The 24847-nt window shown below is 66.6% G+C and carries 16 protein-coding genes and 1 pseudogene; 4 read left to right on the top strand and 13 right to left on the bottom strand.

All coding sequences use genetic code 11. From position 1 onward, the window contains the following. Positions 1–857: 857 nt before the first annotated feature. Positions 858–2045, bottom strand: coding sequence for a magnesium/cobalt transporter CorA (gene corA / locus U9978_RS07675; RefSeq protein WP_322760357.1), 1188 nt, complete (start codon positions 2043–2045; stop codon positions 858–860). 653 nt (positions 2046–2698) lie between these two features. Between corA and U9978_RS07670 the strand changes: the two genes are divergently transcribed. Both U9978_RS07670 and U9978_RS07665 read left to right on the top strand, forming a co-directional pair. After that, a complete protein-coding gene (locus U9978_RS07670; RefSeq protein WP_322760356.1) occupies positions 2699–3520 on the top strand; it encodes a hemerythrin domain-containing protein in 822 nt (273 codons plus the stop codon). A 36-nt stretch (positions 3521–3556) separates the two neighbouring features. Beyond that, positions 3557–4192 carry a TIGR03085 family metal-binding protein gene (locus U9978_RS07665; RefSeq protein WP_322760355.1) on the top strand — a complete coding sequence of 212 codons (636 nt, stop codon included), beginning with the start codon at positions 3557–3559 and terminating at the stop codon, positions 4190–4192. 38 nt (positions 4193–4230) lie between these two features. Here the strand turns inward: U9978_RS07665 and U9978_RS07660 are convergent, their stop codons facing one another. Beyond that, the gene (locus U9978_RS07660; protein ID WP_322760354.1) at positions 4231–5451 is read right to left on the bottom strand and encodes a glycoside hydrolase family 26 protein; all 1221 of its coding nucleotides are present in this window, start codon (positions 5449–5451) and stop codon (positions 4231–4233) included. Positions 5452–5961: 510 nt separating this feature from the next. Further along, entirely contained in the window at positions 5962–6222 is a 261-nt protein-coding gene (locus tag U9978_RS07655) for a hypothetical protein (protein WP_322760353.1), read from the bottom strand. 328 nt (positions 6223–6550) lie between these two features. Here U9978_RS07655 and U9978_RS07650 point away from each other — a divergent pair, with 328 nt between their 5' ends. Beyond that, positions 6551–7999 carry an MFS transporter gene (locus tag U9978_RS07650; RefSeq protein WP_322760352.1) on the top strand — a complete coding sequence of 483 codons (1449 nt, stop codon included), beginning with the start codon at positions 6551–6553 and terminating at the stop codon, positions 7997–7999. Between the two features lie 104 nt (positions 8000–8103). Here the strand turns inward: U9978_RS07650 and U9978_RS07645 are convergent, their stop codons facing one another. From U9978_RS07645 to U9978_RS07615, 7 genes are all read right to left on the bottom strand, one after another. After that, entirely contained in the window at positions 8104–9108 is a 1005-nt protein-coding gene (locus U9978_RS07645) for a beta-ketoacyl-ACP synthase III (RefSeq protein WP_322760351.1), read from the bottom strand. Between the two features lie 326 nt (positions 9109–9434). After that, positions 9435–10673, bottom strand: coding sequence for a DNA polymerase III subunit delta' (locus tag U9978_RS07640; RefSeq protein ID WP_322760350.1), 1239 nt, complete (start codon positions 10671–10673; stop codon positions 9435–9437). A gap of 97 nt (positions 10674–10770) precedes the next feature. Beyond that, positions 10771–13062, bottom strand: coding sequence for a dTMP kinase (tmk, locus tag U9978_RS07635; RefSeq protein ID WP_322760349.1), 2292 nt, complete (start codon positions 13060–13062; stop codon positions 10771–10773). Further along, positions 13062–16151 carry a type I DNA topoisomerase gene (topA, locus tag U9978_RS07630; protein ID WP_322760348.1) on the bottom strand — a complete coding sequence of 1030 codons (3090 nt, stop codon included), beginning with the start codon at positions 16149–16151 and terminating at the stop codon, positions 13062–13064. The genes tmk and topA overlap by 1 nt, the downstream gene beginning before the upstream one ends. Before the next feature lie 390 nt (positions 16152–16541). Next, complete coding sequence (locus U9978_RS07625; protein ID WP_322760347.1) at positions 16542–18881, bottom strand: sodium-translocating pyrophosphatase; 2340 nt, start codon at positions 18879–18881, stop codon at positions 16542–16544. A gap of 552 nt (positions 18882–19433) precedes the next feature. Then, positions 19434–19940 (bottom strand): ATP-binding protein, encoded by a 507-nt coding sequence (locus U9978_RS07620; protein WP_322760346.1) that lies wholly within the window; start codon positions 19938–19940, stop codon positions 19434–19436. Positions 19941–20173: 233 nt separating this feature from the next. Then, positions 20174–20515, bottom strand: a complete 342-nt coding sequence (locus U9978_RS07615; RefSeq protein WP_322751973.1) for an anti-sigma factor antagonist — start codon at positions 20513–20515, stop codon at positions 20174–20176. Positions 20516–20855: 340 nt separating this feature from the next. Between U9978_RS07615 and U9978_RS07610 the strand changes: the two genes are divergently transcribed. Then, on the top strand, positions 20856–23405 hold the full coding sequence (locus U9978_RS07610) for a DEAD/DEAH box helicase (protein ID WP_322760345.1): 2550 nt from the start codon (positions 20856–20858) through the stop codon (positions 23403–23405). 72 nt (positions 23406–23477) lie between these two features. On the opposite strand, the pseudogene U9978_RS07605 reads toward U9978_RS07610, so the two are convergent. The 3 genes and pseudogenes from U9978_RS07605 to U9978_RS07595 all read right to left on the bottom strand — a co-directional run. Further along, positions 23478–23897 (bottom strand): annotated as a pseudogene (locus U9978_RS07605) (Rv3654c family TadE-like protein); the annotation flags it as partial. 56 nt (positions 23898–23953) lie between these two features. Next, on the bottom strand, positions 23954–24400 hold the full coding sequence (locus U9978_RS07600; protein ID WP_322760344.1) for a TadE family type IV pilus minor pilin: 447 nt from the start codon (positions 24398–24400) through the stop codon (positions 23954–23956). A gap of 77 nt (positions 24401–24477) precedes the next feature. Next, positions 24478–24789, bottom strand: a complete 312-nt coding sequence (locus U9978_RS07595) for a DUF4244 domain-containing protein (RefSeq protein ID WP_322760343.1) — start codon at positions 24787–24789, stop codon at positions 24478–24480. Positions 24790–24847: the final 58 nt, after the last annotated feature.

The following is a 24847-nucleotide window of genomic DNA, read 5'->3' as shown; positions in this document are numbered from 1 at the left end:
TGCCGTTGACTGTTGGCTGGGACGGCGGTTGACGGTGAGTTCCCGCGCGAAGGGCCGACACAGCCGATTACGGTAGCCGACAGCGTGGTCTTCGTGAATCCCGTCGTCGGGTGGTATATCGGAACTATATAGTCGGAAATAGCTATCAAAGTGAGACTGTAGTCCTGATGGGCGGTAACCCCGGGGAACGGTAGCCCCGGGGAGCGGTAGTCCCGGGGGCGGTTGTCCTGACGAGTGGTAGTCCCGCGGGGGATGACGGCGGGGCACTCCGGTGGCGTCCACCCAGCGTCCGGGGCTGTCGCGCAGTGCCCTGCAGGATAGCCCGAACGGGTGATACCCACGCCCTGCACGGGCCGCGCGGCGGAGCCACGTCCGTCCGTCATTCACCTGGATTTGCCCGGTTCGACGCCCCGATCCGCTCTCGTCCCTCCGCGGCACGCGGCACGCGGCACGCGGCACCCCGGCCCGGGTTGCCCGGGGCCTCTGGCCGGACGAAAGACACCATGGCCGTATGATCTTCGGCCAACGGGTTTCCTCTCCGCTAAGAGCGCCCGGCAATAGGGGCGTGGATGAAGGAGCGGGGCTGGGGTGCGTGCATCGCGAGGCGGAGGAGGGAGGCACCCTGGTTGTGGGTGTCGACTGACGACAACGCGGCGAGGTGCGTGCCCCAGCCCCGCGACGCCGCGTCCCCTATTGCCGGGCGCTCTAAGACCGGGTTCACGGCTGAGGCGGTCGGTTGCAGTGATCCGATCCCGGTGATTCTACGGGTGTGATCGATTAGGTCATCGGCTTGGTCCGTGGGCCTTGTTGCATGATTCTTTTCACCTGAGCCTTTTACCTGAGCCTTTTACCTGTGCCTACAGCCAGCCGTTGCGCCTGAAAGATCGGTACAGCATGAAACAGATCGTCGCCATCAGACAGAGAACGGCCGGATATCCCCAGACCTCGCGGAGTTCCGGCATATGGTCGAAATTCATTCCGTAGATGCCGGCGACCGCCGTCGGAACCGCGGCGATGGCGACCCAGGCGCTGATGCGGCGCATGTCTTCGTTCTGCGCGATCGTCACCTGCGTCAGGGTTGCCTGGATGATCGAGGACAGCAGTTCATCGAATCGCGCTATTCGCTCGGTGACCAGTTCGAGGTGGTCGGCTACGTCACGGAAGTATTCCTGAATGCGCGGTGGGATCCTGCCGACGCCCGGCTCGGTGAGCGCGCGCAGCGGAGCGGCGAGTGGCGTGACGGCGTGCTTGAGTTCAAGCACCTCGCGTTTGAGCTGGTAGACCTTGCTGGCGTCGGGGCGGGTCGAGCGGCGGAAGACCGAGCCTTCGACGGCGTCGATGTCGACTTCGATTTTCTCGGTAACGGCCAGGTAATCGTCGACAATCTGGTCGCAGATGGCGTGGAGGACAGCCGACGGTCCTATGCGTAGCATTTCCGGTTGCTTCTCCAACCGGCTGCGCAGCGCTTGGAGGCCACCATGCTCACCGTGCCGGACCGTGACGATGAAGTCCCGTCCGAGAAATACCATGACCTCGCCGGTGTGGACGATTTCCGATGTCGCGGTCAGCTCCTCGTGTTCCACGTAGCAGGCGGTCTTGAGGACGATGAAAAGCGTCTCTCCGTATCGCTCCAGCTTCGGCCGTTGGTGGGCGGTGACGGCGTCCTCGACGGCGAGGGGATGCAGGCCGTAGACATCGGCGATATTGGACAGATTCGCCGTACTCGGTTCGTAGAGGCCGAGCCAGGCGAAACTACCGCGGTGGTCGCGGGCGACGCGCAGGGCATCGGTGTAGTGGATCGGTTGCGGGTCGCGACAGCCGTCCCGGTAGACGTGGCAGGCGACCACCCGACCGGTTGGTGTCGAAGGACCCTCGGGGCGGGTGCGGCGCCGTTTGGGGACCATTCGGACCAGGGATACGGGTCTGGTCAGGGCGCTTGCCAGCCATCCCGCCGGGGTCGACGGATGGCTGGCGCCATGCTGTGCGGACGGGTACCGCCTGTCATGCCGATCGCCGGTGTCGTCATCGACATGCTTGTCGCTCACGTCCGGTTCCTCCCGTCGGTGGTCCTGCCGGTTGCCGGGTATGTCGATCCGGCCTTTTCTGGTGCGGGGTGTTTCGAGCGCGCTTAGAGCGACCGGCATCCTGGCCGATCTTCACCTTGCCGGCCTATCTTTACGGCATTGCGTAACCATCCTGCTTCGATCGGTTACGCGTGGACTTTTGGTCGTCTTCTCAGCAGCATTTCTACCCGCATCGTCAGGATCCCCGGCGCTGGTGGGGGTATCGGGCGCTCTTATACGTATATGGTCATGATTATCCGATCGGCGCCTGTCGGATCGCCCGCTCGGATGGCCGTTCACCGGACGGCACGAAGCAGCCACCCCCACGCGCGGCGGGTTCGGCGCCTTCGACGCAGCACGCGGAGGTTTGCGTGGCGGGTCGCCCGGGGCCCCCGGCGACCCGATCAATTGTGATTCGCGGTGGATAGCGGAGTTGAAATGTTGAGCGTACAGTTTGGCTGACGATCGTGGAGTGCCGATTCCGCTGTAGTTCGGCCCGGTCGTGGCACAGTGGAAGTGCGCAGGCGGTGGGGGTGACGATGACGTCCACAACGGGGTCAGGATCCACGACGGGGCCAGGAGATGCACGACCAGCCAGGGATCCTGGGGTCGGCGAACGGAATGATCCGAGCGAGATGTCCCTATGTGAGATGATCGGCGCTTCGCACGACGATGCGACGCAGCTTGTCAAGCTCACCTTCACCGAAGCGGCGACCTCCGGTGACCCCAGACGCGCCTTGCGGGCTGCCGATACCGCGGTTGCGGCGATCAGCGCACATATGTACTCGGTGCAGACCTCCATTTACCCCGTGGCGCGCCGCCGCCTCCCGGACAGCCGGCCGCGTATCGCGGAGCTGTGCGCCCAGGGACGGGAAACCTCGTCGGTGCTACGTGGTATGTCCCAGCACATCCAGGGCGACGTGCATCGGCCGGGCGAATCGATGAGAACGCTGCGCGAGCGCCTCGCCGAGCTCGAGGAGCAGCACATCGCGGCTGAGGACACTCTGGTTGCCGACCTGGAGCAGGCACTTTCCCCGGACGAGCGACGCCGGCTCGTCACCTCGTTTCGACGGTCGATGCGGCGGGCACCCACCCGCCCCCACCCGTACATTCCCCGCACCGCTGTCGTCGGGGGCCTCGCCCTGCGGTTCGCCGGGAGCTGGGATCACGTCCTGGACACCATGGACGCCCGGGTTGCCGCGGGCGGACGGGTGCGGGCACCGGCGCCGGCGGGACTGTGGGGCTGGTACCTGCTCGGACGCCCGGTTCCTTCGCCGGACACTGTAAGCACTGCAAACCCGGTCAGCGCCGTCAGAAGTGGCACGGATGCCGGCAGCATCGACGCCGTCAAGAGTGATGCTGCCAGCACCAACGGTCGGCGACAGCTCTCTCGCAGCGCCCGACTGCCTGGGGTCGGAGGGCATGAGCCCCGAGGGGGACGGCGACCGCGTCGGTAGCCACCACGACGATGGCGAGGTTCTAGGATCGCGCGTATGGGACGTGCCCGTGTGCAGCGTGTGGCCCTTGCAAATCTTCTGGATGAGGTCGGTCCGGCGCAGGCCACCTTGTGCGATGGCTGGACGGCACATGATCTTGTCGCCCATCTGGTGACCCGGGACAGGGTGCCGCATGCGTTGCCTGGTTTGGCGATAAAATGGTTGCACGGTGTGACGGTGGCGGCAGAGCGGTCCACAATGCGCGGCGACACCTTTCCGAACCTGGTGGAGACCTTCCATGCCGGCCCGCCGTGGTGGCATCCAGCCCGTCTCGGACCGGTTGACGATGCCACGAACCTGGTCGAGTTTTTCGTCCATCATGAGGACGTTCGGCGGGCCAGACCGGGATGGAAGCGACCCCTGCTTGACGCGGGGACGCAGCTGGCGTTGTGGAGATCGTTTCAAGTGCTCGGTCGGGCCGCCTACCGGCGGTCCGCCGTCGGAGTGATCGCCGAGCGTGCTGACGGCCCGGGACGGGTTGTGCTGCGGCGTGGTGCCGGTAACGTGACCCTCGTCGGTGACCCGGCCGAACTCCTCCTGTTCGCCTTCGGCCGCCGTGACCACGCCGTTGTCGACATTCACGGTGACAACGGAGCGGTCACGGCGTTCGCCGAAGACCGGGTCAGTCTGTGAGTGGGTAAGCGCTCATCGTAGTGGCAGTCACGTCGTGGTCACCACAGCGATGCGTAGGCCTGGGCGCTGTTGGGCTCTTCAGCTGGGCCGGTCAGTGAGGAATGGACGTTGCCCGGGTCCGAATTGCTGAAATACGCCTCGTACGACAGGACGTCGGCGTTGGCGACGAACGTGTCGTGCATCTTCCGGATGTAGAAGGGGTTGTCCCCGCCGGACTGCCCGGCCCGTCCGGCACCGGTGTCGTGGGTGCCGACGAGCCCCCATTCCGGCACGGAGAACTTCTTGCCGTGCGCGCGGGCAAATTTGATCACAGAGCAGAGCCCCTCGGCTTCGTTGCACTGGGTGTTCCAGGAGTTCTCGTCCGTACTCGCCGGCCACATGTCAAAGGTGTCGATGCCGATGACATCGACATATGCATCACCCGGGTAGAAGTCGAATGCGCCGTCGGTGTGCGAGTTCAGTGTCCAGTCGATCCGGGCCTGGGCATCTGTCTGCCGGATGGCGCCGACCACCTGCTGGAAGCAGCCAACCCATGACCCCGGTTTGTTCGACGCCGACCATGGGAACCAGTCGCCGTTGAATTCCCAGGCAAGCCGGACGATGCTGTCCGCACGGCCCTGACCGACCAGCCATCGGCCGAACTCCTGCCAGTGCGAGTTGTACGCTCCTGACGCGCAGGAACCGATGTCGCCGCCGGACGCGGGGAAGAACGGCTGACTGATCACCCAGGTGCCGGCGAAGCCGGCGAACTTCTCGGGGCCCGAGCCGAGCCATGGGTGGGTTATCGTCTCCCAGCTTGACCGGTCGGCAAAGGTGACGACCACGTCGACCGGCCGGCCACGATAGGCAGACCACTGGTTCGCCTGCGCCAGAGTGCCTGCGGCGAGGCCGCTCATCCATCCGGCTGCGGGTTGGGCGGTGCCCTCCTGTCCGGTGGATCTCTGTCCGATGGATCCGTCGGGCATCGTGGACCCGCCGGGCGCCACGGCCACGGCGGCTGATCGGACGGTGGCGGCGGCCGGTGGTGGGCCGGCGTAGGTGCTGCTGGCGGACGGTGCGAGGCCTGGGCTGCCGTTCAGGTCGTCGGCGTCGACGCCGACGCCGACGGTGGTGGTGGTGGCCGTCGCGGACGGCCCGGATGTGGCCGCCAGCGTCGCATTCCCGACACCGTCGCCTCTGATCGGGGCGACGTGACAGCCAAGGCTCGTGGCAGCGACCGCGAGAGCGCCCAGGCCGGCGAGCCAGACCCGTCCACGCATCGATGCCACCTTCGTGGCGGCCGCTGTGCGGCCGACCCTGGGTGGCGCTGCAGTACGGGGCGCGAGTGTGCTTCTGCTCTCCTCCGCGACCCGGACGAGTTCTTGCTGTTCCGTTGTCAGTTCTGCCGCATCGGCAGATGTTGTTTTTCGTGGTGGGCGACGTGTCTCATAAGTGGTTTTTCTGTGTCTCATGGGTGACTCCCTCCGCGTGACAGGGCCGTGTCGCCGTACGGGACGTAGTCGCCGTACTGGACGTAGTCGCCGTATGACACATGGACCCCGCAGGTAGGGGAATTTTTTGGGCGACGGGCTTCAGCAGGTATGGCTTGGGCCTGCAGCAGCAAAGTCATCATCGGACGATGAGGCTACACGGACATGGTTCAGCGCCCGTCAGATGGGCATATCAGCAGGTCAAGGAGTTGTTGATCAGATGTCTGCACGGACGGGAACCCGTCGCCGTCCGTCGTCCATAGTTTTTGTGTTGACTCTAAAGAGTCATTTGATATTTTGTTAGTTGATATTAACAATCATCGTTGTCTCGGTTTGCGGGCCGGGCATGTCGTCCAGGGCTGTGCTCAGGGCTGTGCTCAGGACCAGGTGCCGGCCGCGGCGAACCTGGTGCTCGCCGTCACGAACGCCTCGTCCACAAGGTCCGCCAGGGTCCGCGCCGCCGCCGCCGATCAGCTCAATGATCGTTATGTCCTTGTCTGCATGGCCGGGGATGGTGATCGGTGTTGTCACGCTGATCTGCAGGGATGCAGCGTAGGCCACAGTCGCGACCCTTATTCGATCAATCGATACTTGGTATCGTCAATGGAACCGAGTGCCATCTCGCTGCGCGTCAGTCCAGCGACGGGATGTATTCCTGTCGCTAAGAGCGCCCGGCAACAGGGGCGTGGATCAAGGAGCGGGGCCGGGGTGCGTAGATCGCGAGGTGCGAGGAGGCCCAGGTAGCGGTGTTCTACCTGGGCTGACGACAACGCGGCGAGGTGCGTGCCCCGGCCCCGCGACGCCGCGTCTCTATTGCCGGGCGCTCTAAAGGGGGCTATCCGGTATGACGGCTGCGGTGGTTGTAAGGCGTTCGCCATCAGTGACCTTCGTGGCTCTCAGTATGTCGGCGCTGACCTTCTCGTTGCTGCAGACGATGGTCGCGCCCGCCTTGCCGACGATCCGGGCTGAGTTCGGTTCGAGCCAGGCGGGTATGGCGTGGATCATGACGGCTTACCTGCTCAGCGCATCCGTGGCGACCCCGATCCTCGGGCGCCTCGGGGACCTCCACGGCAAGAAGCGGGTGCTTGTCTGCATGCTCGCGGTGCTTGGTATCGGAACGGTGACCGCCGCGCTCGCGACATCCCTGACCATGATGATCATTGCCAGGGTCATTCAGGGGGTGGGCGGGGCGATCTTTCCGCTGGCGTTCGGGATCATCAGGGACGAGTTCCCGCCGGAGAAGGTCGCCGGCGCTATCGGTGTCGTGTCCGCCGTGCTCGGCGTGGGATCGGGAACCGGAACGGTCATCTCCGGGCCGATCAGTAGCCACCTGGGCTATCACTGGCTGTTCTGGCTGCCGGCGATCGCCATTGCCATCGCATGTGTGGTGACCATACTGCGCGTTCCGGAGTCGCCCATCCGCGTGGCCGGGAACGTGTCGATCGGTGGCGCGTCGCTGCTTGCGGCATGGCTTGTCGCTCTGCTTCTCGGGATCAGCCAGGGACCCCGGTGGGGATGGGGATCCAGTTCGGTCCTCGGTCTTCTTGTGCTGGCGGGGCTGCTCATCGCCATCTGGATCATCGTTGAGAGCCGCAGCGCCCAGCCGCTCGTGGATATGCGGATGATGCGGATTCCCACCGTGTACCGGACGAATATCACCGCGATCCTGTTCGGTTTCACGATGTTCTCGATGATGGTGGTCATCCCGCAGTTCGTGGAAACCTCTCGGTCGGCGGGCTACGGGTTCGGTGCGAGCGTCACCCAGGCCGGCCTCTTCATGCTGCCGTCCAGTGTCTTCATGCTGGTCGCCGGCATATTCGCCAGCCGCTTCGGAGCGATGTTCGGCGCGAAGGCGCCGCTGGTCATGGGCGCTCTGATCGCCGCTGCCGCTACCTGTGTCCTCGCATTCGCGCACAGTGAGAATTACATGATCTATATTGCCACTTCATTGATGGGTATCGGGATCGGTCTGGCGTTCGCGTCGATGTCGCACCTCGTGGTTGTAGCCGTTCGTCCCGATCAGACCGGGATTGCGTCCGGAATGAACGCCAACATCCGGACGATCGGCGGCTCGATCGGCACCACCGTTGTCGCCACCGTCATCACGGCCGGGGTGGACGGCGGAACGCTGCCGCACGAAAGCGGTTACACGAATGCATTCGTGCTGATGACCGTCGGATTCGGTGTGGCCGCGGTTGCTGCCGCATCCCTTCCCGATATCCGGCCGTCGGCGGGGACCGACGCCGTCGCAGTGGTCGAGCAGGGACGGACGGTCGTCGACTCCGTGCCACAACCGCGACGGAGCCGCAGGTCCGTGACAATGCAGGGCAAACTATAGAGCGTCCGGCAATAGGGACGCCGCGTCGCGGGGCTGGGGCACGCACCCCAACCCCACTCCTTGATCTACGTCGCCATTGCCGGGCGCTCCTGGTCCCCAGAAGTTCATGGGAGCCGGACGACCTGGGCCGCGTAGGCGAGGCCCGCGCCGAAACCGATGAGCAGCGCGAGGCCACCGGAAGGCACCATTCCGCTTGCGAGAACCTCGTCCATCGCGAGCGGAATGGACGCTCCGGATGTGTTTCCGTGGATCGCGACGTCACGGGCGACGGTCACCGTTTCGGGCAGGGAAAGTACCTTGCACAGCATGTTGATAATACGGATGTTGGCCTGATGAGGAATGAATGCGGCGAGTTCCGCCGCGTCGATCCCGGCCACCTTGAGGGCCTGACGCGCGACGGGTGCCATCTGCCATGAGGCCCACCGATATACCCGCTGACCCGCCATCCGCATCGTCGGCCAGGGCAGCTCGGGGTTGTCGCGCCATTCCAGATAGGAGTGATCGTGCCCGATCGCGTCCCGGCCCGAGGGGTCAGAACCCCACACGACGGGCCCGATGCCCGTTGTTTCCGACGGCCCGACGACAATCGCTCCGGCACCGTCCCCGAACAGAAAGGCCGTTCCCCGGTCATGCGGGTCGATGATGTCCGACATCCTTTCGGTGCCGACTACCAGAACGTATCTGGCGCTGCCGGCGACCACCATGTCGCTGGCCACCGCGAGGGCATGGCAGAAACCCGCGCACGCGGCCGAAAGATCGAACGCAGTCGCGTGTCGCGCACCTAGTCGGCCGGCCACGTCGGTAGCCACCGACGGCGACTGCGTGACATGGGACATGGTGGCGACCACGATGCATCCGACGTCTGCGATTTCGATTCCGGCACTGGCCAGGGCTTTTCCGCCGGCGGTAGCAGCCATTGCGCCCAGTGATTCATCCGCGGTCGCGAATCGCCGGCTACGAATACCGGAGCGGGCTTCTATCCACTCGGGAGTCGAGTCTATCCGTTGGCAGATATCGGAATTGAGGACCACTTTCATGGGCCGGTAGGCGCCCACCCCAAGAATCCGACTGCCGGCGGTGCGGGGTCGGGTTCGAATGATTCCACTCATCACCGAGCCGCCTACGTGCCGGCTGCGGAGGTGGTTTCTCCGGTCGGTACCGTGCGCGGTATCCCACTTTCCATATTGTGTTCCCCCGGGGAGCGGTGAGGCCGGGTGGCCTCGGCGGCAGACGAATCAGTGGTGTGAATATAATGGTCATATCGGCGGGAAATGAACGGTATCCGCGTGTGAGGTGTGCCACCTTGGCGGCTGCTTTTACCAATGGATCCGGCCTGGGAAATTCTGTACTAACTGTAGCCGCATCATACCGTATCGTCTGATGTCGGGCTGCGAAATGGGCGGAAAACGCTGCAGGCGGAGCGGTAGGCCATGATCTAGCCAGCACGCAGCTCGAGGGTAAGTGCTTCTACGGTGAGTAGCGGGACGAGACCGGGATTGGCCGCCAGGGTCCGCCGACACCGCAGGACGGCCTCGAGCCGACGCAGCGTCTGCTCCGGGGTGGACGTCCGCGCCTCCTCCGCCACGGCATCGCCGTGGTCCGGGTGAATCGCCTCGACCGGTGCGCTGAGCTGCCGGACCAGGACGTCGCGGTACCAGCCGGCGAGGTCGACCAGTGCCCGGTCAAGGGAGTCCAGGACGGTCCGTCGTCCACGGCTCTTCTGTGTCTTCTCCAACTCCTTGAGAGCTCCGGCCGCGCCCCGGACCGTCAGCGCCCGGCCCTTCGCGCCGGGTTTCGGCGCCCGAGCGCGTTTTGCCATGGTTCCGGCGGATGTGGCACCCACACCGAGCGCGGTTTTCAGAGCGTCGGTCTCAGCGTCATCGCGGGTCGTGTTCGCCGCTTCCGCGTCGGCGTTCGCCGCCGCCACCAGGTCCGCGGCCGCGGCGAGACAGTCCCCGGTGCGCTGCAGGCGGGTCGGGATGCGCAGCACCTCGGCACGCCGGAGCCGCGTTGCCTCGTCGGTGGCCAGCGCCCGGGCCCGGTCAGCATCGCCCATGGTCGCCTGGGCCGCGAGCCGCGCATGAGCGGGATCCACTCCGTCGCGTTCCAGCATGCCGGCGACCTGCGCGGGGGTGGGAAGGCGTAGCGCGACCACCCGGCACCGGGACCGCACCGTCGGCAGGACGTCGTCCACCGACGGTGCGCACAGTAGGAACACCGACCGTGTGGCGGGCTCCTCCAGCGCCTTGAGCAGCGCGTTGGCAGCCTGCTCGGTGAGCCGGTCTGCATCGTCGACAAGCAGCACCCGCCAGCGGCCGGATGTCGGTGCGCTGGCGGCATCGCGGACGAGCTCACGGATGTCCTTGACGCCCAGCGACAGGCCTTCCGGACGCACCGTGCGCAGGTCGGCCGCGGTGTCCGTCAGCACCGTGTGACACCCGCTGCACTCACCGCATCCCGGGGGTGAATTCTCGCAGTTCAACGCTGCGGCGAAGGCGCGCGCCGCCATTGAACGCCCAGCACCCGCGGGGCCGGTGAACAGCCATGAATGGGTCATGCCTGCGCGGGCCGCGGGACGGGTACCACTCGCGGTCACCCCGGCGGCCGCGGTTGCCGCGTCCGCGAGGGTCTCGACGACCGGAGCCTGGCCGATCAGGACATCCCAGACGCTCACCCGTCCATTGTCCGACTCCGTTGGTCGGCGGTTGCCGGTGGGCCGGCCGGCGACCGCCGAAGCGCCGCCTGGACGGTGGGGAGACGGTCGGGAGGAGCTACCGGGCCGATGGGGCTTTCTTCGTTGTTGCGCGATCGGGCAGCATCTCGGCTGTCATGGTTTCGGGTGGTACGGTCTCGGCCGGTGTGGGCCGCACATATGGGTCCGCGGCGACCGGGTCGAGATCAGTGTGCAGCCGCTCGCTGATGACGTGGCGGATCTCGCTGTGCAGTGTCTGCGGTAGCCGGTTCCCGTCGAGGACCACATAGCGGTCGGGTGCGCTGTCGGCGAGCCTGCGAAACCCGTCGCGCACCCGTTCGTGGAAGGCGACCTGTTCCGCCTCGATCCGGTCGAGGCCGGCGGTGGGGTTGGTCGCCGGCCCGGCCGGATCGACACTCGAGCCGGACATACCGGCCCGTTCCCGGGCCCGACGCAGGCCGATCTCGGCGGGCAGGTCGAGCAGGATCGTGACATCGGGAACCAGTGCCTGGGTGGCCCACCGCGACAGCTCCGCGACCTCGTCCGCCCCGAGCCGGCGGCCGGCGCCCTGGTAGGCGATGGACGAGTCGATGAAGCGGTCGCTGATGACGATCGCACCCCGGGCCAGCGCCGGCTCGATGACCCGGGTGACATGCTCGGCGCGGTCCGCAGCGTAGAGCAGTGTCTCGGTACGCGGGTGCAGGCGTACCGCCGGGTCGAGCAGCAGGTCCCGCAGCGTCGCGCCGATGGCGGTCCCACCCGGTTCACGGGTGATCACGACTTCGCGTCCGGATGACGCCAACCATGATCCCAACCGTTGGACCTGGGTGGATTTGCCGGATCCCTCACCGCCTTCGAGGGCCACGAACAGGCCGGCGTGGCGAGGGCGTAGCGCTGTGGTGCCACGGCCCAGCAGGGCGTTCCACAGTTCGGGCAGGACCGCGATGCCCGTGCGCTGGTCCATCTGCCGGTAGGCGAACAGGCCCACGGCCACCGCGAGCAGGCCGGCGGCGAGCAGGACGATCGTGACCCCGTCGGCACGGAGACGGACGCTTCCCCACAGGCCGATGCGGTGTGATCCGATGAGTCCCACCAGCGCGGGTGCGACGGCCAGCACCAACAGAAGATCAATACGGACCAGGGACTGGACCAGCGCGAAGGTCCGTCCGCGCAGCTCGTCGCTCACCTCTGCCTGCAACAGAGTGTAGCCGGTGACCCACGCGATCCCGGCGAACATGCCGACGAGGACGACAACGACGCACGCGAGAACGAGGTTGGGCATAACGGCCACCGCCAGCATGGCCACCCCGGCGGCGGTGACGCTCAGGCCGAAGAGACGGGAGCGACTGAAGTCACCGAGCAGTCGTGGTCCCAGCGCCATCCCGGCGGCAAGCCCCACGAACACCGCGCCGAACAGGACGCCGTACGCGGAGTCACCACCGCCCAGGATCTGGACGTAGAGCCGCCCGAGCGCCACCACGCATCCGGCTCCGGCGAACCCGCCGAGAATACCGATCACCAGACCGCGGACCAGCCGGTTGTGGCCGACGAACCGCCAACCTTCCGTGATCGACGACCACAGGCCCAGATACGGGTCGGTGCGCTGGTGCTCGGCCCGGCCGATCCCGCGCAGCCGGAAGATCACAATCGCTGATACCAGGAACGTCGCCGCATTGAAGAAGAGTGCGAGGTCCAGCGGGGAGGTCTGAAAGAACGACACGCCGGACGCCAGCGCACGCGACAGGGTGGCCAGCAGTGCGAAGATAGCCGCACCCAGCGGCGCCGAGCCGTACGTAGTGATCAGACTCAGCGTGTTCGCCGCCGCGAGCCGCCGTGCGGGTACCAGGTTCGGCACGCTCGCGTCCTTGGCCGGGTTCCAGAACAGGCTCACGCACTCGATCAGCAGCGATGCGATGAGCAGCCAGGTCAGCGTCCCGACCAGTGGAATGGACACGAACAGCCCGAATCGCAGGATGTCCGCGACGACCATCGTTAACCGCCGGTCGAGGCGGTCCGCTACGACGCCGGCGAGCGGTCCGAAGATCAGCGCGGGCAGCAGTCGGACGATCAGTACGGAGCCGATGGCGAACGCCTTGTCGGAGAAACTCGCCCGCAACGAGCTGGCCAGGGCCGTCGTCGCGAGCAGGCCCATCCAGTCACCCAGGCTGGACAGGGCCAGCGCCAGCCAGAGCCGGCGGAACTGCGCGATCCGCAGGACCGCGCGAAAGTCTCCTTCGGTGTGCTGACGCGGCTCATCAGGGCCGGCCGGTGGTGCCGTGCTGCCGGTAGACGGCCCGCCAGCATCCGACGACACCATCGGGGTCGTCTGCGAGCGTGGCGGGCCAGCGTCGCCGTCTACCGGAATGCCCATCAGTCCGTCCGGCGCGGCTGGGCCGACGGGGCGCTGGATGTGCCGCCGTCCGGCCCTGTCGTGGTCTTCTCGGTTGCGGCCTTCTTGGCCGGGGCTTTCCTGGTGGTGGTCCGTTTCGTGGTGCTTTTCGTGGTGCTTTTCGTCGTGGTCTTCGTGGCGGCCGGCTCCTTGCTGCCTGATCCGGCGGCGGTGCCTGATCCGGCGGCGCGGGCTGTCCGTCGTCTGGGCGTCGCCGGCCCGCGGGCTCGACGGTCGGCGAGTAGCTCGGCTGCCCGTTCCACAGTGATCGACGCGACCTCGTCGCCTTTGCGCAGGCTCGCGTTTGTCTCACCGTCGGTGACATATGGGCCGAACCGGCCCTCCCGCACCACCATCGGCGCACCGGTGGCCGGGTCTGCGCCGAGTTCGCGCAGCGGCGGGCTCTGCGCGGCTTGCCGGCGTCCCCGTGCCTTCGGCTGGGCGATCAGCGCAAGTGCCTCATCCAACGTCACAGTGAACAGCTGTTCCTCCGACTCCAGTGACCGGCTTTCCGACCCCTTCTTGACGTACGGTCCGTACCGGCCATTCTGGGCCGTCACCTCTTCGCCGTCATGGGCAACGCCCAGTGATCGGGGCAGGGTGAGCAGCTTGAGGGCATCGGTGAGAGTGACCGTCTCGGGGGACATCGTGGCCAGCAGGCTCGCCCGGCGCGGCGGGTCTTCGTCCGTGCTGACGTACGGACCGAAGCGTCCGATCTTGACAGTCACGGTCGCGCCGCTGGCCGGGTCGGTGCCAAGGGAGCGGTCCCCGCTCGGCGCGCCGAGCAGCTCCATCGCCCTGGCCACGGTGAGCTCATCCGGAGCAAGATCTTCAGGGACGCTGGCCCGCTGGTCGCCGTGCTGGACGTACGGGCCGTATTTGCCGACTCGGACCATTACCGGTTGGTCGTCGTCCGCCGTACCCAGCGGGATCGAGTTCACCTCCCGGGCGTCGATCTCCCCGAGTCGCTCGCTGACCAGGTGCTTGAGCCCGCCGGAACGCGCGACGCCGCCGGGCTGACCCGCGTCCGAGCCGAAGTAGAACCGGGTGAGCCAGTCGATCGACGCTGCCGTCCCGGCCGCGATGTCGTCGAGATCATCTTCCATCGAGGCGGTGAAGCGGTAGTCGACCAGCCGGCCGAAGTGCTCTTCCAGCAGGCCGACCACGGCGAACGCGACGAAACTGGGGATCAGCGCGCTGCCCTTCTTCCACACGTAACCGCGGTCCTGGATTGTCCCGATGATTGACGCGTAGGTGGACGGTCGCCCGATGCCGAGTTCCTCGAGGGTCTTGACCAGGCTCGCCTCGGTGAAGCGCGGCGGCGGGTTGGTGGTGTGCCCGCGCGGGTTCAGCTCGCGGGTGGCCAATCGGTCGCCTTGGCGGACGTCTGGCAGGCGGCGTTCACGGTCCTCAAGCTCCGCGTCTGGGTCGTCCGCGCCCTCGACGTAGGCGCGCAGGAAGCCAGGGAAGGTGATGACCTTTCCCGATGCCGAGAACTCGGCCTCCTCCCCTGCGCTGGACACCCCACCGAGCCGGATCGTGGCCGACGTTCCGAGGGCGTCAGCCATCTGGCTGGCGACTGTTCGCCGCCAGATCAGTTCGTAGAGCCGATAGCCGTCGATGTCGTCGCGGAGCGCGGTGCGCACCTCACCGGGGGTCTGGAAGTGATCCCCGGCCGGACGGATCGCCTCGTGCGCCTCCTGGGCGTTCTTGACCTTCTTCGTGTAGGTGCGGGGCCGCTCGGGCACGTACTGCGCCCCGTAGAGAGTCCGGGCCTGGTCGCGGGCGGCGGCGAGCGCAGTCTCGGACAGGTTCGTCGAGTCCGTACGCATGTAGGTGATGTAGCCGTTCTCGTACAGCTTCTGTGCCACCTGCATCGTTCGCTGGCTGGAGAAGCGCAGTTTGCGGCCGGCCTCCTGCTGCAGGGTGGAGGTCATGAACGGCGGGTAGGGCGAGCGGCGGTACGGCTTGGTCTCCACCGACCGGACTGCGAAGACGGTGTCGGCGAGCCGGCCGGCCAGGGCACGTGCCGCGGGCTCGTCGAGCCGCACCACGTCCGCGGAGGTGACCTCGCCGGAGGATGCGAAGTCGCGTCCGGTGGCCAGCCGGCGGCCGTCGAGCGCGACCAGGTTCGCCGGCAACGGAGTGGTGTCGGGTGGCTCGGCGTCTGCGGCCCGGCCCTGCGAACCACCATCGCGCGTGGCCAGCGCGCCGAAGACACCTTCGATGTTCCAGTACTCAGCCGAGGTGAAGCGCATCCGGGCGCGTTCGCGTTCGACCAGGACGCGGGTTGCCACGCTCTGGACCCGGCCCGCCGACAGCCTCGGCATCACCTTTTTCCACAGCACCGGGCTGACCTCGTAGCCGTAGAGCCGGTCGAGAATCCGCCGCGTTTCCTGGGCGTTGACCAGGTTCTCGTTGATCTCACGCGGGTTGTCCACCGCTCGCTGGATCGCCTGCGGCGTGATCTCGTGGAAGACCATCCGCTTCACCGGCACGGTCGGCTTCAGCGTCTGCAGCAGGTGCCAGGCGATCGCCTCGCCCTCGCGGTCCTCGTCTGTGGCGAGGTAGAGCTCGCTGGCGTCCTTGACCAGGGCCTTGAGCTTGCTGACCTGGGATCTCTTGTTGGGAGTGACGACGTAGAGCGGCTCGAAGCCGTTGTCGACGTCCACCCCGAGTCGCGCCCACGGTTTGCCCTTGTACGCGACCGGCACCTCCTCGGCGTTACGCGGCAGGTCCCGGATGTGCCCGATACTGGACTCGACCTGCCAGCCAGGGCCGAGGTATCCGGCGATGGTCTTCGCCTTCGCGGGCGACTCGACGATCACCAGTCGGGTTCCGGCTGTGGTGGGAGCGCTCGTCGAGGTGTCGGATCGGCTACCACGCGTGTTCGTACGTGTGGTGGGACGGGACGCGGCGCCGTTACCGGACATGTCCGTGTCCGTGTCCGTGTCTGCATCCGTGTCGGGTGCGGCGCCGGTGTCGAAAGCCGTGGGTTCGACGACGGGTGTCGATGACCCGGCGCTCGACCGGCGCGTCCCGCTGTTTGTCGGCTTCGTGCGCGGGGGCACTTCTCTCCTCGTTGCAGGGGGGGTGGTTCGACTTCGGCATTGCGGCTCGTCGGGCGTGGTGCGTCGGGCGTGGTGCGTCGGTGCGTCGGTGCGGATCGGCCGAACCGCCGGTGGAAACCGGTCCTGGGCTCATTGCGAAGCCCCGGGCCCATGTCCCGACAGTAGGTCGACGCCCACCGGCATGTCAGCCGACCGTGCGGCGGCCCGTCCGGCGTCCGGTGTTGTGGACGCCGGAGGAGACCGTACGCCGTGTTGCGCCCACAGGTCTGCCGGTATCCGACCAGGCGGGCTCGGACCGGCCCCAATCGCCGCCGCTGGGATGCCCCGCCCCGCGCTGGTGGTGGTTGCGCCTCCGCCTGTGGGCCGGGCGGAGGCCGTCGAAGGGATGGGCTACACCGTTGCCTTTGGATTGGCGGCCGAGCGCTGTTCGGTCACTGACGGTACAGCTGCCAGGGCGGTACTACGTCGCTTCGAGTAGATGATCACTGCGGCAATCACCGCGACAACCACGAGCGCGATGGCGATCCGTAGTGGTTTGTTCTCGTCATCACCAACCGAGTACTTCACCACAGATGGTGCGATCAGCAGGCTGACCAGGTTCATTACTTTGATCAGAGGGTTGATTGAAGGCCCTGCGGTGTCCTTGAACGGATCACCGACGGTATCGCCGATGACGGTGGCGGCGTGGACATCGGAACCCTTGCCGCCGTAGTTGCCGTCCTCGACGAACTTCTTCGCATTATCCCAGGCCCCACCGGAGTTCGCGAGAAAGACGGCCATGAGGACGCCGCCGGCGATCGCTCCGGCAAGGTATGCGCCCAGTGACGGGTAGCCGAGCCCGAAGCCGACCGCGATCGGAGCGAGAACCGCAAGGGTGCCTGGAGTGATCAACTCTCGCAGGGAGTCCCGGGTGCAGATGTCGACGACGGCACTGTAGTCGGGCTTCTCCGTGCCGTCCATGATTCCTGGCTTCGTTCGGAACTGGTTACGTACCTCCTCCACTACCCGCCCCGCGGCGCGTCCGACCGCATTGATCGCGAGTCCGGCGAACAGGAACACGACCGCGGCACCGATGATGAGTCCGACCAGCGCATCGGGGTAGGCGATGTCGAGGGTACGCGAGCCCTGGACCGTCCGGCCGGCGCTGATGAGTGCCTCGTTGACCGTGTCGGTGAAGGATCCGAACAAGGCGGTGGCGGCCAGCACCGCGGTGGCGATCGCGATGCCCTTGGTGATGGCCTTGGTGGTGTTGCCGACCGCGTCGAGGGAGGTGAGGATCGCGGCAGCTTCGCCGTCCGCGGCTGCACCGGACATCTCGGCGATGCCCTGGGCGTTGTCGCTGACAGGCCCGAAGGTATCCATTGAAATGATCACGCCGACTGTCGTCAGCAGTCCGGTGCCGGCCAGGGCTACGGCGAAGAGCGCCACCGTGGTACTGCCGGATCCGAGTAGGTATGCGCCGAAGACCGCCCCGCTGATGAGCAACGCCGAATAGACGGCTGACTCCAGCCCGACCCCGATACCGGAAAGAATATTGGTGGCGGGACCGGTCGTGGACGCCTTCACGATGTCCTGGACCGGTTTGCGGTTGGTTTCGGTGAAGTATCCGGTGAGTAGCTGGATGGCTGTGGCCAGCACGATGCCGATGAGGACGGCGCTGATCGCGATGAACCGCGGGTCGCCGTCCTGGCTGCTGTTCTCCAGACCGGGGAAACCGGCGAAGCTGTCCGGCAGGTAAGCGAACGAAACGATGATGACCCCGACCGCGGAGACCAGGGCCGAGATGAAGAAGCCCCGGTTGATTGCTGCCATGCCGTTGCGGTCGCCGTCGCGCGGGACGACCGAGAAGATCCCGATGATCGCGGTGAGTACACCCACCGCCGGCACGAGCAGCGGGAAGACCAGTCCGTTCTCGCCGAATGCCTTGACCCCGAGAATCAGCGCGGCCACCAGCATCACCGCGTAGGACTCGAACAGGTCGGCGGCCATGCCGGCGCAGTCTCCGACATTGTCGCCCACGTTGTCGGCGATCGTGGCCGCGTTGCGCGGGTCGTCCTCGGGGATGCCCTGTTCGACCTTGCCGACGAGGTCGGCTCCCACGTCCGCAGCCTTGGTGAAGATACCCCCACCGACTCGCATGAACATCGCCAGCAGTGCGGCGCCGAACCCGAATCCCTCCAGGACCTGCGGGGCCGTATCACGGAATGCCAGTACGACGACCGCCGCTCCGAGCAGCCCCAGACCGACGGTGAACATCCCGACCACACCGCCGGTGCGGAAGGCGATCCGCATGGCGGCGCGTTCCCCCTGGTGGATGGCTGCGGCGGCGGTCCGGGTGTTCGCCCGGGTGGCAAGGGACATGCCGACGAAGCCGACGAGCGCGGAGAAGACAGCCCCGAGGACGAAGAAAACCGAGCGTCCCACCCGGGCTCCGGTCGTGTCCGCCGGCAGCAGTAGCAGCACGAACGGAATCACGACGACGAAACCCGCCACTGTGATGAACTGCCGTCGCAGATAAGCTGCGGCGCCTTCTTGAACAGCGCGACCGACTTCGATCATCTGGGGGCTTCCCTGGCTCGCGGCGAGCACCTCGCGGACCAAGTAGCCGGCAACCACCAACGCAATCGCTGCGACGGCCGCCACACCGGCGACCAGCCCGAGCTGACCTCCGCTAAGTTCAATAGCGACAGCACTCGGGTTCGTGCCTGCCTCGGCTTGGATCGGGACCATGGGCCCTCCCGGTCAGGTCGGTGCACCCTCCGCGTTCGCCCGGCGCCATTATGGCGTCGCGATGGGCGCGCACGGCCCGACGTCGCACCTGACGACGTCCTCGAGGTCACCGTTCGGGTACGAAGGGACGCCGGACTGGCGCATACGTCGACGCATCGGGTGCGATGGCCAGCATGACTGCCGGCTGGGACGAGTCCGGGTGGTCACCCGGCCCGCTGTCGCACCGTCACACGGCAACCAACGCGCTGGCCCGCGTTCCCCCCGAACCTCCGTCCGGTACCACGGGGAGCACTCACGGCATCCCACCCGGCCTGATCGACCGAGTGTGCGATGCGGCGCAGTCTATCCATACGGCTGTAACACGCGCTCGCTTTTCGGGTGACTCTGGTTGGTAAATGTTACGGTTTGACACGTTGGGCATGTCATTCGTGTAGCGGTGGTGGATGAAGCCGTCGGGACGAAGCGGCCGTGGACGACGCTGTGCAGTGGCTCGTGCCGTGCCTCGTGCCTCGTGCCGTGGCCCGCGACCGCCTCGGCTGTGGCGGAGCGCGGTCAGATCGCCAGGATCGACGTGTCCGCTGTCTTGCTGATCGGCCAGCGCATCGTGACCACCGTTCCGGCCGAGTCGGGCCGCGCGGTGATGGTGACGTCATCCACCAGGCCCTGGATGAGAGCGAGACCGAGCCCCGTGGGAACCACCGAGGACATTTCGTCGCCGATGTCCTCGCCGATCTGAGCGCCGTCGATATTGATCATTTCGGGCGTGCAGACCTGGCCGTCGTGGTGAGCGGGCGAAATCCGGTGACCTCCCGGCCCGCAGTCGGACACCGATACCTCGAACACGTCGTCATCATCACCGGCCCGGACGATCACGAGCGCCTGTGGGTCGAACCGGCGGTTCACGCTGACGGCCCGGGCGCACGCTTCGCCGACCGCGAGCTTGACCTCGTCCATGATCTCCTCGGGTACGCCCGAACGTCGACTGACCGCAGCTGCGATCATCCTGGCTGTACGGACGTGGCCCGGCAGGGCGGCGAAGCGCAATTCGACGGTGGGCATGCGTCGCTTACCTGCCTCTCGATGCGGAGATCGTGTTCTGGGGTGGGTGACGGTTCGGGCGCAGGTGGAATGACCGAGCATAGGACCGTCCGGCTTCCGATGTCTTGCCGACCGTCTGGGTGATATCGCCCCTTCGCCCGGCAGCGGGACCGTGCCCACCTCCGCCGACGTGGTCCCAACCCCCTGGCCACGCGTACGCCTGACCGTGACGTCTGCGGGCGGCTGGGGCCTGCCTAGTCCTTCGCGGCGAGCGCCTCCTCAACGGAGGCGTGGATGGGGAAGACCTTCGTCAGACCGGTGATCCGGAAGATTTTCAATATCCGTTCCTGGGTGCAGACCAGGCGCAGCGACCCCTCATGTGCGCGGACTCGCTTGAGGCCTCCGACGAGCACACCAAGGCCGGTCGAGTCGAGGAACTCGACGCCTTCCATATCGACGATGAGATGGTATGACCCGCCCGACACGAGATCGATGAGCTGCTCGCGCAGCTTCGGCGCGGTGTAGACATCAATCTCGCCGCCCACGACGACGATCGTGAAGTCCCCTTCCACCCGGGTCGTGAGAGACAGGTCCACGGTTCCTCCTGGCGTGTGCTCCACAGCCGTCCGGCCGGACGGCCGACATCACGGCGCCACTACCCTCCCACGCTCGGATCAATCCGGCTCACCGCGACACAGCCGCCGGGTGCATCGGTCGCTGTCCGGCATTGGATTGTGATCCATTCGTCTTCTCCTTGTCTGTTGTTGGTTGATATGTGGTTGTAGTTGTAGTTGTGGCCGGTCGTGCCGTCGGTTTGTTGCCGCCGCTACGCCGCGGTGGTCCAGCGGTGGTCACCGGCTGGTTGACCCGGTGGACGAGCACGTCCGCCCAGCCGGGGTACCCCTGTTCGGGGATCCTGACCTACGCTGAGCTGCTGTGGCCGCAACCGTGGTGCCCGAGGACGCACCGGATCGTGGTGCCCTGATTCTTGATCGACTTTTTGCGGACGCCAGCCGGCGGCGGTGCGTGACACACGTGGAACATGTGCCGGCCCGGGTTGGTACGCGGGTTCCCTGGCCGGTGTGGGCGGATCCGGTGCTGGTCTCACGGCTGCGTGCCGCCGGGATCGATGAGCCGTGGAGCCATCAGGCGCTCGCCGCCGAGCATGCACATGGCGGAGGCAGCGTCGTACTGGCGACCGGTACGGCTTCGGGTAAGTCGCTGGGATACCTCATGCCCGTGCTCAGTGACCTGCTGGCCCAAGCGTCCGCCCGGGCGCTCTATCTCGCTCCCACCAAGGCACTGGCGAACGACCAGCTCCGCGCTGTTCGTGCGCTCAACCTGACCGGAGTACGCGCCGCCACGTACGACGGCGACACACCCGCGTCCGAACGTGACTGGGTCCGGGCTCACGCGACGTTCGTGTTGACCAATCCTGACATGTTGCATCGCGGTGTCCTGCCGTCCCATCGGCGGTGGGCCGCGTTCCTGCGGGGTCTTCGATATGTCGTGGTCGACGAGTGTCACGGTTATCGGGGCGTGTTCGGCTCCCACGTCGCACAGATACTGCGGCGGCTGAGACGGGTGGCTGCGCGGTACGGGTCGACGCCCGTGTTCGTGCTGGCATCGGCGACGGTCTCCGACCCGGGTCGCTCCGCTGGCCGCCTTACCGGGCTCGATGTCGAGGTCGTCGAGGATGACGCCTCCCCGAGAGGCGCGACTCGGTTTGTACTGTATGAACCTCCCCTCATCACCCCGTGGCAGCCGCCCGCGCCGCCTGAACCATCCCGGCCGCGGCCGTATCCGGCAGGTCGCCACCCTGCCGGTACCCAACCGGCAGGTTCCGAACAACCCGCCGTGCAATCGACGCCGTCGATGCAGCCCCGGCGCTCGGCCGTGTCGGCGGTAGTGGCGCCGGCGCCCGCTGGGATGGGACCTGCAGGACAGGGGGAGTCGTCGATCCATGGCCATGCCGGTGCGTCGGTCCGCCGCTCGGCGACTGCGGAGGCTTCGGACCTGCTTGCCGATCTCGTCGCCGACGGCGTGCGTACTCTTGTGTTCGTGCGGTCGCGAAGGGCGGCGGAAGTAGTCGCGCAGTCCGCCCGGCGAGCGTTGTCCGACGTTTCGAGGGATCTCGTCGACCGGGTCGCGGCCTATCGCGCGGGCTATCTGCCGGAAGAACGCCGGGCGCTGGAGGCGGACCTGCGTTCGGGACGACTGCTCGGGGTTGCCGCGACGAACGCTCTCGAACTGGGCGTGGACGTCACCGGGCTGGATGCCGCCATCATCACCGGGTATCCGGGCACTCTTGCGTCGTTGTGGCAGCAGGCTGGCCGTGCGGGTCGTAACGGCCAGGGAGCCGTTGCGGTCCTGGTCGCTCGTGATGATCCTCTCGACACCTATCTCGTGCACCACCAGGAGGCCCTGTTCGGTCGGCCGGTCGAGGCCACCGTGCTTGATCCTGACAACCCCTATGTGCTCGGCCCCCATCTCGAGTGCGCGGCGGCGGAACTGCCGCTGACCGAAGCCGACCTGGATCTTTTCGGGCCGGTCGCCCGCACCACAGTCGATGACCTCGTGCGTCGTGGCCGGCTCCGGCGCCGACCGGCAGGGTGGTACTGGACCCACCGTCACCGACCTGATGTTGACATCCGTGGCGTGGGTGGTGCGCCTGTGCGGATCGTGGAGGCATCGACAGGGCGTCTGCTCGGAACGGTGGATGCCGCGACATCGCATTCGACGGTCCACTGTGGCGCGGTGTATCTCCACCAGGGCAGTTTTTACGTGGTCATCGAATTCGACCTTGACGTGGCAGTCGCCTTCGTTGAGGCGGATACGCCCGACTGGACGACCTGGGCCCGGGAGCGCACCGATATCAGAGTGCTGGACGTGGCCCGTTCCCGGACGGTAGGCGAGGTCGCACTGCATCTGGGGACGGTTGAGGTCAGTAGTCAGGTGGTCGCCTACCAGCGGCGCCAGATCGTGACCGGACGCGTCGTCGGAGAGGAGCCGCTCGACCTTCCCGCACGACACCTGCGTACCCGGGCAGTCTGGTACACGGTGACCGACGGGTTGTTGGCCGAGGCGGAGATCGACGAGGATGACGTCCCTGGCGCGGTCCATGCGGCCGAACACGCGGCGATCGGCATCCTCCCGCTGTTCGCGACCTGTGATCGGTGGGACATCGGGGGAGTGTCCACTGCGCTGCATCCGGATACGGGCCGGACCACGGTATTCGTCTATGACGGTCATCCGGGTGGAGCCGGTTTCGCCGAACGGGGTTTTCTGCGCGGTGAACCGTGGCTCCGGGCGACTCGAGACGTGATCGCGGCATGTGAGTGCGCTGCCGGATGCCCGTCGTGCGTGCAGTCGCCCAAGTGTGGAAACGGGAACGAGCCGCTGGACAAGCCGGCCGCGCGCCGGTTGCTGGAGGCCGTACTGCGGCGACTCGATCCGGTCGGAGCCGGCCGGGACACGTCTTCGTAGCCTGTCAGCCGGCACCCCGACGGTACTGCTAGCTAGATCATCACTGACGGTTCCGTACCACGGGCCGGCACGGGCTCGAGCAACCAACGGTCCAAAGCCCCGGAGCGCGCCCGGAAGGTCGATCGCTGCTGCGATCTCCACGGTGCCCCCCGATATCGTGCAGGACAGGACACGGCCATGGTTCGCGAGCCCGATTTCGCGGGCCCGTGCGCACATGGACAGCGGGTCGCCGGATGGGTCGCCCGCGGCCGCGAGCGCGGCCATGTCGGCGGCGTTCGCGGCCCGCTGGCGACAGACCGCGATCATTGCGACCATCAGGACGACGCCGGTCAAGGTCCCGAGAACGAGGAATGCGGAAAGCATGAGGATGGTCGCCGAGCCCGTATCGCCGGGGTCTTTCCTGCGCGGCGTGTGCCAGCCGTCAGATGCGCTGCGGCGCCGCCGGTCGGGGCGCCCGTACAGGTATGACCGGTCCGTGTCGGTAGCAGACATCGCTCTTCCTCCCGCTGTGACCAACCATTCAAAACATGGCGTGTTCTGAGGGCCGATCAGATTGTTTCTGCTGATTCGAGCGGCGCTGTCGAGGACATCATGATGTTGACTGAAGGCATGATGTCAGCGAGTCCCCCGGTTGCCCGGACACCTAGACGGACCTGTACCACAACAAAGTTCCTGCCGTGGTTGACAGATATCTCGGCACCACGTGGCGCGGCCCTCCTCGACCATGAGCGCACTACTTCGTCGGTTTCCCCGCGAGCAGCCGCACGGGCTCCGACGCGAGCTGCCTCCGCGCATTGAGCCTGAAGGGATACCGCGCTGAGAAGCCAGATCGCAATCAGCAGAACGAGTATCAGGGACGGAATCGCGACTGCCAGTTCGGCGGTCGCCTGGCCGCCGTCGCGAGCCGTGTGCCGCTGAGCGGCAGCCACTACGGGACATGGAACGGTGTCTGCTGCGTGGCCTCCGGGCGCAGGCTGAAGATCATCAGCACGCATCCTTCGGCCCATTGACATCACCGGGGCCGTCCGTCTCCGGATCATAGGTATGACCGTGCTCTCTTCGGTTTCAGGCCTCAGAAGGGAATCGACAACGCCCGGCTGACCACGTTGGCCAGGAGAGCGCGAGTTGCCGGACTGTGGATTACCGCATAGAGAACAGCGGCGAACCCGACCGCGGCGACCGTGCCCACGGCGTACTCGGCTGTCGACATTCCCGCGTCGTCGCGGCGTTTCCGAATCGATCTGAACCCGATGTTCCCGCCGCCGGCTCGAACCTGATGTGACGCGCTGGTCGTCACTGGTGTGAGCAGATCCACGAATATGCTGACCAGCAGTTGCCTCCAATGAGTAACGATCAGATGGTCGCGTGACGGGAGTGCGGACATGACGGGTGACCTCCAGATCGGCCGCTCCTGCCGGTGGCGGGAACTCCGAATGTCGTTC

Origin of the sequence: Protofrankia sp. Cr2 (genome assembly GCF_963555885.1) — a bacterium.
In the GTDB taxonomy this organism is placed as follows: domain Bacteria; phylum Actinomycetota; class Actinomycetes; order Frankiales; family Frankiaceae; genus Protofrankia.
The sequence above is the reverse complement of the archived record's forward strand: the minus strand, read 5'-3'. Positions and strand labels throughout refer to the sequence as shown.